The 13,299-nt window shown below is 30.3% G+C and carries 12 protein-coding genes; 4 read left to right on the forward strand and 8 right to left on the reverse strand.

All coding sequences use genetic code 11. The features are described 5' to 3' along the window. The first annotated feature begins 168 nt into the window (after positions 1-168). Both ACZ451_RS01085 and rlmB read left to right on the forward strand, forming a co-directional pair. A complete protein-coding gene (locus ACZ451_RS01085; protein WP_464215224.1) occupies positions 169-3,360 on the forward strand; it encodes an FG-GAP-like repeat-containing protein in 3,192 nt (1,063 codons plus the stop codon). Between the two features lie 118 nt (positions 3,361-3,478). After that, positions 3,479-4,213, forward strand: coding sequence for a 23S rRNA (guanosine(2251)-2'-O)-methyltransferase RlmB (gene rlmB, locus ACZ451_RS01090; RefSeq protein ID WP_464215225.1), 735 nt, complete (start codon positions 3,479-3,481; stop codon positions 4,211-4,213). 26 nt (positions 4,214-4,239) lie between these two features. Here rlmB and ACZ451_RS01095 read toward each other — a convergent pair whose 3' ends face one another. Next, positions 4,240-4,986 carry a rhomboid family intramembrane serine protease gene (locus ACZ451_RS01095; RefSeq protein WP_464215226.1) on the reverse strand — a complete coding sequence of 249 codons (747 nt, stop codon included), beginning with the start codon at positions 4,984-4,986 and terminating at the stop codon, positions 4,240-4,242. Between the two features lie 109 nt (positions 4,987-5,095). Here ACZ451_RS01095 and ACZ451_RS01100 point away from each other — a divergent pair, with 109 nt between their 5' ends. Next, on the forward strand, positions 5,096-6,373 hold the full coding sequence (locus ACZ451_RS01100; protein ID WP_464215227.1) for a replication-associated recombination protein A: 1,278 nt from the start codon (positions 5,096-5,098) through the stop codon (positions 6,371-6,373). Here the strand turns inward: ACZ451_RS01100 and ACZ451_RS01105 are convergent. From ACZ451_RS01105 to ACZ451_RS01135, 7 genes are all read right to left on the reverse strand, one after another. Further along, positions 6,370-7,260, reverse strand: a complete 891-nt coding sequence (locus ACZ451_RS01105) for a hypothetical protein (protein ID WP_464215228.1) — start codon at positions 7,258-7,260, stop codon at positions 6,370-6,372. The genes ACZ451_RS01100 and ACZ451_RS01105 overlap by 4 nt on opposite strands. A gap of 16 nt (positions 7,261-7,276) precedes the next feature. Continuing rightward, entirely contained in the window at positions 7,277-8,734 is a 1,458-nt protein-coding gene (locus tag ACZ451_RS01110) for a DUF5723 family protein (protein WP_464215229.1), read from the reverse strand. Then, positions 8,731-9,285 carry a hypothetical protein gene (locus tag ACZ451_RS01115; RefSeq protein WP_464215230.1) on the reverse strand — a complete coding sequence of 185 codons (555 nt, stop codon included), beginning with the start codon at positions 9,283-9,285 and terminating at the stop codon, positions 8,731-8,733. Before ACZ451_RS01115 ends, ACZ451_RS01110 begins: the two co-directional genes overlap by 4 nt. A gap of 69 nt (positions 9,286-9,354) precedes the next feature. Beyond that, positions 9,355-10,044 (reverse strand): YjjG family noncanonical pyrimidine nucleotidase, encoded by a 690-nt coding sequence (locus ACZ451_RS01120; protein WP_464215231.1) that lies wholly within the window; start codon positions 10,042-10,044, stop codon positions 9,355-9,357. After that, entirely contained in the window at positions 10,037-11,332 is a 1,296-nt protein-coding gene (locus tag ACZ451_RS01125; RefSeq protein WP_464215232.1) for a polysaccharide deacetylase family protein, read from the reverse strand. Before ACZ451_RS01125 ends, ACZ451_RS01120 begins: the two co-directional genes overlap by 8 nt. Before the next feature lie 40 nt (positions 11,333-11,372). Then, complete coding sequence (gene radC / locus ACZ451_RS01130) at positions 11,373-12,071, reverse strand: RadC family protein (protein WP_464215233.1); 699 nt, start codon at positions 12,069-12,071, stop codon at positions 11,373-11,375. Positions 12,072-12,328: 257 nt separating this feature from the next. Continuing rightward, complete coding sequence (locus tag ACZ451_RS01135) at positions 12,329-12,733, reverse strand: hypothetical protein (protein ID WP_464215234.1); 405 nt, start codon at positions 12,731-12,733, stop codon at positions 12,329-12,331. Between the two features lie 183 nt (positions 12,734-12,916). Here ACZ451_RS01135 and ACZ451_RS01140 point away from each other — a divergent pair, with 183 nt between their 5' ends. Beyond that, entirely contained in the window at positions 12,917-13,276 is a 360-nt protein-coding gene (locus ACZ451_RS01140) for a BLUF domain-containing protein (protein WP_464215235.1), read from the forward strand. The last annotated feature ends 23 nt before the right edge of the window (positions 13,277-13,299 follow it).

The following is a 13,299-nucleotide window of genomic DNA, read 5'->3' on the forward strand; positions in this document are numbered from 1 at the left end:
ATTCCTTCACAGAATCATCCTTATTTAAAGTTTTTTTTTGCATAATAACAATTTTCTAGTTACATTTCATTTATAAATTTTTGATGTTTTCATATGAAAAATATTTTTTTTGTTTCTCTATCTTTTCTTATCATATGTTGCTCAAAACCTACTTCTCCCAAAGAAAAAATGTTCTCAATAATACCAGCAGAACATTCTGGTATAAACTTTGTAAATTCTGTTACAGAAAACGGAATTTTTAATATTGTCAATTACATCTATTTATACAATGGAGGCGGAGTGGCTGTTGGTGATATTAATAATGATGGCCTAACGGATATTTATTTTTCCTCCAACCGTGGTTCCAATAAATTATATTTAAATAAAGGCGATTTCATTTTTGAGGACATCACAGAAAAATCTGGTGTTGCTGGAAATTCCGACTGGAGTTCTGGTGTAACCATGGTAGATGTTAATGGAGATAATTACTTAGATATCTATGTTTGTTCTGTAAACGGAATAATTGGTTTTAAGGGTAAAAACGAACTTTTTATAAATAATGGCGATGGTACGTTTACCGAAAGTGCTTCATTATATAATCTTGATATAACAGGTTACGCTACTCAATCTTACTTTTTTGACTATGATAAAGATGATGATCTTGATGTATTTATTGTAAGACATGCCATACACACTACTGAATCACATGGTCCTTCAAAGGCAAGAGAAAAAAGAAAAAAAAATGTTGGCGACCTATTATTACGAAATGATAATGGAAAATTTATTGATGTTAGTAAAACTTCAGGTATCTATGGTGGTGCAAATAATTATGGATTAAGTGCTAGTCTTGGAGATTTTAATAATGATGGTTGGACTGATATTTATGTATGCAACGATTTTCATGAAAATGATTATTATTATATCAATCAAAAAAATGGGACTTTTATAGAAAACCTTCATCAAAACTTTGCGTACTCAAGTAGGTTTTCTATGGGGTCTGATGCTGCAGATATCAATAATAATGGCCAGTTAGACATTATTACATTAGATATGCTACCTGAAGATGAAAAAATTATAAAAGAATCGGATGGTGATGTTAGTTATGATGTTCAAGAGCAATTAAAAAAATTAGGGTATCAATACCAGTATTCCAGAAATATGTTGCAAATAAACGATCAGGGTATGTTCTACGAAACTGGGCAATTTAGTGGTATTTCTGCTACAGATTGGAGTTGGTCTCCATTATTTGCTGATTTTGACAATGATGGTTTAGTAGATTTGTTTATATCTAATGGCATTCCCAAAAGACCTAACAATCTAGATTTTGTAAATTATATTTCTAATCAATTTAAATTAAAAAAATCTAATACTAACCCTAATGAATGGCTTATTAAATCTCTAAATGTGATGCCAAATGGAAGTGCCAAAAACAAGTTTTACAAAAATAGTAATCAAAAATTTGAAGATGAAACTGAAAATTGGAATCCAGAATTGCAAAATATATCAAATGGTGCTGCTTATGCAGATTTAGATAATGATGGTGATCTAGATATGGTAACCAATAATTTAAATGAAGAAGCATCAATCTTAAGAAATAATACCAACAAGAATCAAAATTACATAAAAATAGCACTCCATTATCAAGGCAACAATACTTTAGGGATAAGTTCTAAAGTAACTCTCTATGGCAATGGCCACAAACAAACCAAACAGCACTTTCTATCTAGAGGTTTTCTATCTTCTACGGATCCCGTATTACATTTTGGCTTGGGTAAAACAGAAGTAATCGATTCTTTACATATAAAATGGCCTAATAATAAAGTAGAATCTTTTCTCGTAAAAAATATAAACACGATTGCTAAACTTGTTTATGGTGAAGGAGTTTTTAACAATCATCAAGCTACTAAAAAAGCACATCACCTTATTCATAAAACTAAAAAAAACTTAATCACCTTTAAACATGAAGAAGATGATTATATCGATTGGAAAAATAACAGATTAAGTAGTTATAGCATATCTACCCAAGGCCCTGCAATTGCAGTACTAGATAAAAATGAGACTAAATATGTGTATACTGGAAATGGAGCAGGACACCCTTCTAAAATCTATACATGGAATGGAAATACGTTTTTACAAAGTGAGCAACCAGATATTGCTAAAGATTCTGTTTATGAAGATGTAGATGCTATTTTTTTTGATTTTAACAAAGATGGTAACGAGGACCTTTATGTGGTATCTGGAATAAGCAAGGAAACAAAAAAAGGATATTCTGATCGGCTTTACATAAATGACGGAGGTATTTTTCGTAGAAAATCATTAGAAGTTTTAAAAAATACAGATTTTAACGGAAGTAAGGTTACCGTCTGCGATTTTAATAAAGATGGATATCCTGATGTATTTATCGGCGCAAAATCTGGTAAAAACTATGGTACTGGAGCGCATTCAGTTTTATTAAAAAATGACAATGGTAAAAATTTTGTTCTCGAAAAAACCTTCGATCAAATAGAATTTATTACCGATGCCCTATGGTATGACATCAACAAAGATGGATGGGAAGACTTAATTATCGCTGCTGAGTGGGAAAAAATTAAAGTATTTGAAAACAGAGTAGGGCAATTACATATATCCGAAAGTTTACAAACTTCAACTGCCAAGGGACTCTGGCAACACATAAATTTATTTGATATTGATAAAGATGGAGATTTAGACTTAATTTTAGGAAACTGGGGTTTAAACTCTAAACTACAAAAATATGCAGACAATGGTTTAAGCTTATATATTGCAGATTTCGATAAAAATGGAAGTGTAGATCCAATTCTTTGTTATAACAATAAGCAAAAAGATATCCCTATACAATCTAAAAACCTTTTAGCATCTCAATTACCCCTTATCAATAAAAAATTTAATAATTACAAAAGCTTTTCTTCCGCAGGCATCGAAGATATTTTTAGTGCAGAGCAATTAAATAAAGCTAAAAAAAAGCAACTAAATACATTGGCTAACGGATATCTTCAAAATAATGATGGGGTTTTCACAAAATTTATTCCTTTTGAATATAAGATGCAGTTATCCTCTATAAATTCTTCCTTTATTTTAGAAACCAAAAAAGATACTATCTTATTTACTAATGGCAATATATTGGAGCTCTCAACAGAGATTGGACAGGTAAATTCAAAAAGTGGTTTTGCTTTATTTCCAAATAAAAATTTAGATTTTCAACTTGCCCAACTCCCCAACTCCTATGCCATCAATAAAAAGGCCAATAAAAAAATAGTGAAAATACGCACTCAAAAAGATACGCTTTTAGTAGTAGCCACAAATAAAGATAGTCTGCAAACTTATCGTTTTAATGGAAAAAACCTACCTAAAGCAAATCATTAATGTAACTCTTTATAACATATTATATGCATTGTTATTTGTCTCAGACTAGTAATTTTGTATTTTATTAGTTTATGATAAAAGCCTCATAAAAAAGATAGGTTTTATTTACCTTTACCCTATGAAAGAAATCACTCAAATTTATGGTATTAGAGCTGTTATAGAAGCTATAAATGCCAACAAACCCATTGATAAAGTTTTTATTCAAAAAGGACTTAAAGGTGATTTATTTAAAGAATTTGAAACGCTTATAAGAAAAAATGGTATACATTCTTCTTATGTACCTATAGAAAAATTGAACAGACTTACCAGAGGTAATCACCAAGGTGTTATTGCAAATATCTCTCCAATCTCTTTTTATACTATTGAAAGTCTTGTAGATAAAGTAAAAAATAAAAAAGAAGCACCTTTATTTTTATTATTAGATCAGTTATCTGATGTACGTAATTTTGGTGCTATTATTAGAACTGCTGAATGTACTGGTGTTGACGGAATTATTATTCAAAAGAAAGGAGCTGCTCCTGTAACAGCAGATACCATTAAAACTTCTGCTGGAGCTGCTTTTAAAGTGCCTATTGCTAAAGTTGATCATTTAAAAGATGCTGTTTATTACTTGCAAGCAGAAGATATTAAAATTATTGCTGCGACTGAAAAAACAAATACCCAACTTTACGACGTTTCTTTTAAAGAGCCTTGCGCTATTATTATGGGAGCTGAAGATACTGGTATTTCTCCCTCTATTTTAAAAGCTGCCGATAGCAAAGCAAAATTACCATTACTTGGAGAAATTGGCTCTTTAAATGTTTCTGTGGCTTGTGGTGTCTTCTTATATGAAGCGGTAAGACAACGTTCTTAAAATTTTCTTCCCCATATGAAACCCATTTATTCTTTGCCTAAATTATCTTTAGAGGGTTTATAAGTATACCGGTATGTAACTGTAGCCGCATCATCTGGACTTGGTTCTGGTTTGCTTTCTATAAAGTTCCCATCCGCATCAAAATGTTTTAAAAACTCATCTTCCTCTTCATTGTAATCTTCTTGTTCCCAAGCATATTTTTTAGGTTTAGGAATGGGTACTTTTATAAGAAACGCCAATGCTAGCCCAGTTAAAAAGCCTCCTAAATGCCCTTCCCAAGAAACGCCTTCTTTTATTGGAAATACATACCATAACATACTTCCGTACACAAACACAACAATTAAAGACAAAGCTACTAACCTATAATATTTTGTAAAGATTCCTTTAAAAAACACAAAACTCACCAATACATAAATTAATCCACTAGCCCCAATATGATAGGAATCTCTACCAATACACCATGTAATGATACCAGACAAAAATATTCCCCAAATTAAAATCTTAAAAGCAATTTCTCTATAAAAATAAACCAATGCCGCCGATAAAACTGTAAGTGGTATCGTATTGTGATAGAGATGCTCTAATGATCCATGAAGAAAAGGACTAAAAAGCACCCCCCTTAGCCCAGAAAATGTCCTAGGAAAAATACCGAATTTATTAAAATTAACCCCTAAACGGATTTCTATTAGAAAAACGGTCCAGATCGTCAATACAAAAAATAGTGGAACTATAATTACATTATTTGAAAACTTAAAATAATTGTTTTCTGACATACTTGAGATTTAAATACTTTATTTCAAAAATACCACCATAAATATACAACCTGATAAATTGTCACTATACAGATTGTACAATAATTAGCATAATTCCTATTTTTATAGCATGAACGAACCACTTGCAGAAAGAGTGCGCCCTAAAACACTGGAAGATTATATAAGTCAACATCATTTAGTTGGTGATAAGGGTACATTGACACACCAAATAAAAAAAGGAATTATTCCTTCTTTAATATTATGGGGGCCTCCTGGGACAGGAAAAACTACACTAGGGAATATTATTGCCAATGAGAGTGGCAGACCATTTTATACTTTAAGCGCTATTAGTAGTGGTGTAAAAGATGTAAGAGAAGTGATTGATAAAGCCAAACAAAGCGGCGGATTATTCACTTCTAAAAACCCCATTCTTTTTATTGATGAAATTCACCGTTTCAGTAAATCACAACAGGATTCGCTTCTAGGTGCGGTTGAGAAAGGTTGGGTTACTTTAATTGGTGCTACTACAGAAAACCCAAGTTTTGAAGTAATCCCTGCTTTATTATCCAGGTGTCAAGTATATATCTTAAATGCTTTTGGAAAAGAAGATCTAGAAATGCTGCTTAAAAGGGCTATGAAGGAAGATCATTTTTTAAAATCAAAAAAAATAACGCTCCAAGAAACCGAAGCTTTATTGCGATTATCAGGCGGAGATGGTAGAAAATTACTCAATATATTCGAGTTAATTATTACTTCAGAAAACACTGAGGATATTATTATTACCGATGATTTGGTATTGCAAAAGGTTCAAAAAAACACAGTTCGGTATGATAAAACTGGAGAGCAACATTACGATATTATTTCTGCTTTTATTAAGTCTATCCGCGGTAGTGATCCTAATGGCGCCGTATATTGGCTCGCTAGGATGATTGAAGGTGGTGAAGATGTAAAATTCATCGCTAGGCGAATGCTAATCTCTGCTTCTGAAGATATTGGACTGGCAAACCCAACAGCTTTAGTAATGGCCAATACTACTTTCCAAGCTGTTACCACAATTGGCTATCCAGAAGCTCGGATTATTCTTAGCCAATGTGCAATTTATTTAGCCACATCTCCTAAAAGTAATGGAAGTTACATGGCAATTAATAATGCCATACAAAAAGTGAAAGAAACGGGTGATTTATCAGTTCCTTTAGCATTACGCAATGCCCCAACAAAACTCATGAAAGATTTAGGCTATGGTGCCGAATATAAGTATGCGCATAATTATGCAAATAATTTTATAGAAGAAGAATTTTTACCAAGTGAAATTTCTGGTACATCTTTTTATACTCCCAATAAAAATCAAAGAGAAAATGCCATTAAAGATTTCTTAAAAAATAGATGGAAAGATAAATATGAGCTTTAAAATTTAATTTCTAAAGCTTCAATTTTTAATTGATTTGCTTCGTAATATTCAAAAAACCATTTTGCGTTTCTTTGATATACCAAGCCTGTTTTTCCATCAGAAGCCTTTGCAGTATAGACATTAGCTATAGAGCTCTTATATATTTTAAGTTGAATTTTGGGAGAATTATCTACTAATTGAAACCCATTAGTAATACCTTGAGCATAAAGAACACCAAAACTCGAAACCTGATTCTTAGCCATTGTAACACCTTCCATTTTCACTGGTGTAGGATCTTTATACGATTGTTCTTCTGGTGTAGCTATTTGTTCTACTATCTTTGATGCTTCTTTCTGTTTTTCTTTATCAGCATCTAATATTTTCACATCATCCTTAAAACTAACAGTTATAGTTTCTTTCTTTTCTTTATCCGCATCAAGTGTTTTTACATCATCTTTAAAACTAACTGTTATTGGCTTAGTAGTTTTTACAATATAATTATGATTGGGAACAGATTTAAAAGCATTTTCTATAGCTTGTTTATATGCTTTTTTATATTCTTTTACCTTACTGGACCCAATTTCTGAACGGTATACTTCTAATGAATTACAATCTTTAAAAACAATAGCAATTCTAGTACTAAATAATTTATTATCTTCTATTAAATCTGCAGTTAAAGCCTCGCATCTTTCTGAAAACAATTCCTCAGGAACGGAGCCTTCATAATAAACCAAAAAGCCTTTTTTGACAAAATTATGCTTCATCAAAGTACTGGTAAAGTACTGATTTTCTTTTTTAAAAGGACTTAACTGCTTAGGAACTATAATGTGCTTGTACTCATTTAATTTTTCTTGCGCAAAACTTGAAAAACTAATACACAAACAAATTATAAATAAAACTTTTTTCATGATAATAGCTATAATATTATTTCTTGCCCCAAGATATAATATTTAATCCAAATTGAACAGAACTGTAATGAGTATCTGCTATATTTCTATATGCCAAAAGATTATCCGCTAATAAGTAAAAGTTAACAGGGCCTGCCTGTACATTTAAACCTAAACCTATATTAGTAAAAGAAAACTTATCTATAGTGTATGTTGTTTTTAAGCTCATAGCATTATGTATTCTATGCTGATAAAATGCAGTAAGTGCTGCCTGTGGACCTCTTGGTCTATTAATTACATATAACTGACCACCTACACTATTTTTAAACACCTTACCCCTATTGGATAATAAAAAGTTTCGAGTACACTCACAGTCTTGTTTCGGTAAGATTTCTTTACCAAAATTATAACGTGCAGAACCATATAGTTTTGTGGGCCTAAAGCTAATATAGGGATCATTATTTTCTTCAAAAGGAACCAACTCTTCTATATCATCTATAAGGTTTTCATAAAAATCTTGAGCTTCGCTGCCATCACCAGGCACTTCAATTCTAACCCCCTCAGCTGAAACCCGTCCTCTTAGCGAATATGCTAATATATCTTTAGTGTGATTGACAAAACCCAAATCTAGTATACTTCCTGTAATTACAAAATTTTCATTTTTTTGATAGGTAAAACCAACATCTATCCCTAAACCTAAATTCCCTCCTAATAATGCCCTATTTGCAAGTACACTTGATATTTCTACTCCTTTATCTGCTATAGCATCATTGTCTAAAATATTTTTAATTTCATTTAATCCAGATGCTCTAATTTCTAAATCTGCATCTATAGTACTCCGTAAAATATTATTCCCTAAATCTTCTGTTCTAAAAAAACCATCATTTTTGGTAGAATTAAAATTAAAAAAACTAGAATATATTTTTGCCCTTGCTCCCAAAGTGAGTTTATTATTCATTTTTTTATTTATTCCAAAATGAAAAACATTAAGCATTTCGCCTCTCGTTTTTAAATGACTCAAATCAAAAGTTCTACCGATATTGTCGCCCCCATTTCCTTCAAAAGCTAAATCCACAATATCTTTAAAATAATAACCTATAATATCTGCCTCAGTATAAACACCAAGAGAATAGAATGTATTTGGATTATTTTTAGCTCTAAAACCTATATTGAATAATTCTAACTGAAAACTAGTATTTAGTTCATCCCTAAAACTTAATCCACCTATAACTTTTTCTCTAAACTTTGTAACAAAGTCTATTCCATCATTTGCATATAGATCACTTACAGTAACACCGCTAGTAGCAAATTGTGCTGAAAAACCTGAAATTAATGGGATACCTACATTCCATTTATACGAAGTTTCCATACCTGGATTAAGTAATAAAGCTTGTGGAATCTCGATAAAATCATATAATAATTGTTTGTTCTGTGCATTTATAGAAATACAAAAGAAGAATACAATCACGATACATAAACGGGAGTATTTTATCATTTAAATAATTTCATCTTAAACTCACCTCTAGAACTTAAAATAAACCTTGGATCACCTGAAATACTTTGAGAAACCCCATTATTTGTTATCGTAACTTGTATGGTGGCCAAGTTTTTAATTATATCAATACTTTTGCCCCCTGGCAATGGACCGTAATTAATTTCTTGCATAAAAATTGGCACTGAACCGGGCAGTAAGTTCACTCTATCAATCTCTACCTGTGATGCATCAAGGAAAACAATTAAAACGCTTAGCTCTAAGCTTGTTGTATTTTCTATTTCAAAAATAATTGATCCAGAAAGTACTCTTTCTTGAAAAAATTCTGAATTAAAACCATCAAAATCAAAGTTTTGTGTTAAAATAGAACCAACCGGAATAGAAGGATTAATTAGCGTTGCATTAGGTTCAATATTAAGTATTGTACCCGCTATTACAGGAGCAAACTCATCTTTTATTTTTCCGTCATTTTCGAAATTTAATTCTTCTACACAAGAACTAAAAAGAAAGATCAAGGCAAAAACACTAAAAAGGTATCTGCTAATTTTTTTCATCTTAAAAAAAACTTTATCAACATATAGTATGCTGAAAATTTATAGTGTGTAGTGGCTATTTAACTAACGTTATAAAAAGTTTTTTATTTCATTGAGATCTGTAATCATTTCACAAAATTGATGCTTTGCTTCATTATGTGCATTAAAATGTATTGCTTTAAAGCCAGCCGCTTGGGCTCCTAATATATCTGCTTCTAAGCTATCACCTATCATTATAGATTTTTCTGGAGTTGTTTTAGCATTTTTCAAGGCTAGCTCAAAAATATATGGATTAGGTTTTTTAACACCTGCCATTTCAGAATTTATAATCTCATTAAAATAATTATGGATTTTGGCATTACGAAGTTTTTTATTTTGAATTTCCTCAAAGCCATTGGTAATAATATGTAATTTATATTTAGGTTTTAAGTATTCTAAAATTTCTATTGTATTGGGGAATAAATGGTTAAATGCAGATAAATGTTTTATATATTCGTCTGCTAGCACATGTATAACAGCATCATTTATTCCATAATCTAGTGCATCAAAAGTAGTTTTTAAACGCTGATACCTTAGCTCTGATTTTGTAATCTGTTCTTCTCGGTACATTTTCCAAAACTTAAGGTTATTGGGAATATATACTTCTAAAAATTCATTTAAGCTAATAGTTATATTTTGGGCTACTAGTATTTTTTTGAAAGTGAGTGCAGAATTTTTTTCAAAATCCCAAAGTGTGTGATCTAAATCAAAAAAAACATCTGTAATATTATGTTTAGACATGATGCGTATTTATAACGTATTCATATAATTTTTTCCAAGAAAAATTTTGTTTTTCTCCTAATAACTCATTTGAGAAAACGGTGATGAAATTTCCGTTTACATTTTTAATCTTCCCATACATTTCATTTATTTTATCATGAGCGGTTTTCTCATTTTTTAAGCGAATAAGTGCATAATCATGTATTGCAAAAGGATGAATTCTAATAGGTTGTTGTACTTCCAAATTAATATCATAAAAGTAAAAAGAAGTACAAGTACCTGCCCTAAAACCAATTTTATGTGTATACCCCATTGTATAATCATCTGTAAATTCTGCTTCTACCAAATTTCTATAAGTAAAAGGGACATCTACTCTATTGTATCGCAAACGAGAATAATTAATGGGTCTATTAATTACATTAGACAAGCGTTTTTTTTCTTTTTTTAAAAGCATAACATTATCTTGAGAACTGTAAGATGCTGCTAAGGAAACAATACTATAATCTGAAACAGATTTAATAAGGTATCTAAATTTATTATTACTAGGAGATACATTTTTATCAAAATTTGAATATTCTGCAAACTGAAAGAAAAACATACTATTAATCTTTTGTTTTTTATGATTTTCTATCAACCAAGTGAAATTGTCATAAGGGTCTTTGTGTGGGTTAAACCAAACTACTATTCGCTTAAGAACTCTACGAAACCTCAGTGAGAAAAGATCTAAAGTTAATCCAGCAAGACTCCGCACAACACCCCTATGGGCATAACAATGAGATGATGTAACATCTATGATAGATGTATATTGGTATGCTTTAGGAATTCTCTTGATCTCTGGAAAACGCTCTTTAAGTAAAATAAATAATTTTTTAGCCCAAATATCTACTACTGGTAACTCTAAAAACTTATGCTTGTAGGCTAAGCTTTCTGTTGGCGAAAACCTTCCATGCTCATCTTTAATATGTGGCAAATACTCTTCGTATCTACTCAATAAATAAAAACTTGCAGAGAAAATATCAAAAGGAATATCACTACGTTCTCCAGTTTTAAAAAAACAAGGAACTCCCTCCCAACTATCAATCTTAATTTGCAATTCGTTTATTCCTTGCTCAAAAAGTAAATCATTACTTCTAATAAAAAATTCATTTTGTAATGCTTGTTTAGTATATGTAATTTTTGGACCTGAATGTTTAATAAAATCTTCAATTTTAGTAGTAAAGTCAGTTTCTATTCCTAAAATGCGCACAAATACCTGTTTCATTACATAATTAAAACGTGGGGTTATTTTATGGGTGTATATCAGGAGCATTTTTCTTAAATTAATTCTAATATAAAACTCTTACTTGTATTTATAATACCTCATGATCAGCAAAACTATAATATGCTGTTTGGGTAATAATAATATGATCTAAAACTTTAATATCTAGGGCTTCAGCAGCTGTTTTTATTTTTTGTGTTATCAACAGATCTGCTTTACTAGGTTGCAAGGTACCTGAAGGATGGTTATGTGCTAATACCAAACCTACTGCACCTAAATCTAAAGCGTGCTTCATTATTAGACGTACATCTACAACTGTACCCGTTATACCTCCTTTACTTTGTTGTTGTGTTTGTAATACTTTGTTAGAATTATTTAAATATACAATCCAAAACTCTTCATGCAATAATTCTTCCATTATGGGTTGTAGTAAATTAAAAGCACTTTTACTTCCTTTTATTTTAATTACTTTTTCTACTTCTTCTCCTCTACGCCTTCTACCAAGTTCTAATGCTGCAATAACGCTAACTGCTTTTGCTTCTCCAACACCTTTAAATGCAGTAAGCTTTTTTACTGATAACTTTCCTAAACTATTTAAATTATGATCTACAGAAGCTAATATTTTTTTTGATAACGCCACTGCACTCTCATTCTTACTCCCAGAACCTATTAGAATGGCGATCAATTCTGCATCTGTTAAACTAGATTTTCCTTTATGAAGTAATTTCTCTCTTGGTTTATCATCATCAGACCAATTTTTAATAGAAAATGATGCTTGTTTTTCTTGCATTTGCTAAAGATAGTAAACTACAAAAGGTATTGCATATATCTGTTCCAAAATATGCAACAAATAATAGAATCAAAATTACTTCAATAAAAAAATCTATTGATAAGAAATTATGGTAAAGAACTTAATAAGAGAAAAGGGCATCGTTAGAACTACAACTCTTTAGCTATAGTGGGAAAGTATAAAGAAGAAATATGGATAGCATGACTTAAAATCACCATACAAATAAAATTCAACTATTAGTAAAGCGGTATATTAAATTAGTACAACAATGTATTTACATATAAAGAATCTGCATCTAAAGGGCTGTTTTTTCTTTTAGATTGATCTCCATATTGAAATAACAATCTTAAATAATGCAACAAACTTTTATTGTCTTTAAGAATGCACGTATCTAAGTACAAATCTAAATCTTCATACGTTACTACCAAGGGCATGATATCCATATTCATATTTAAACTTAATGGATCATAACTGTCATCATTAACAATAACATTCATGGATACTTTCTTTTCTTGATAATCCCAACATACATCTACAGCATTATAATAACGCTTAATTAAATCTTTATGAAAACTTTTAAAAGAAGTTTCGCTATCTTTTTTAGCACTCTTTGCGATAAGATTTCTTAATTGTGTGATAGTTTTTTTTCTAAACTGTTCCATAATAATTTGTTGTTTTAGAAGATGTATCAAAAATCTTATATTCTATACAAAGTTAAACAAAATATTATAAATACATTAAATATTAATTTATATTGAAGTTTTATTGTAGTAAAATCCTTATATTTATAATCAATTTTTTATTTTTTGTTTAACTTTTTAAACATAACCCTTTACGTTTTATTTATGAATAATTTGTTTTATGTTATTTATAGTAGTACTGAAACTAACATGTTTTCTATGATTGAATTGCAGGACTTAGCTTTGCAAAGTCAGAAGAGAAACCTTAAAAGAAACATTACGGGTTTATTGGTTTATAAAAATGGAACCTTTACACAGTACATTGAGGGTCAGAAAAAAAATATTATTATCCTTTTTGAAAAACTTCTTGAAGATAAACGTCATAAGGATATAAAAGTCCTAGAAAAGGGAGATCTTAAAATTAGATCATTCCCTCAGTGGAATATGCTATTAAAAAATTTATCATATTCAGACATTTCTCAATTAGAAGTTAAGAATAGTATTTTAAAGCAATATATTAAATGATTTACAACCGTTACAAATTAAAG

This window comes from Allocellulophaga tsushimaensis, from assembly GCF_055383085.1.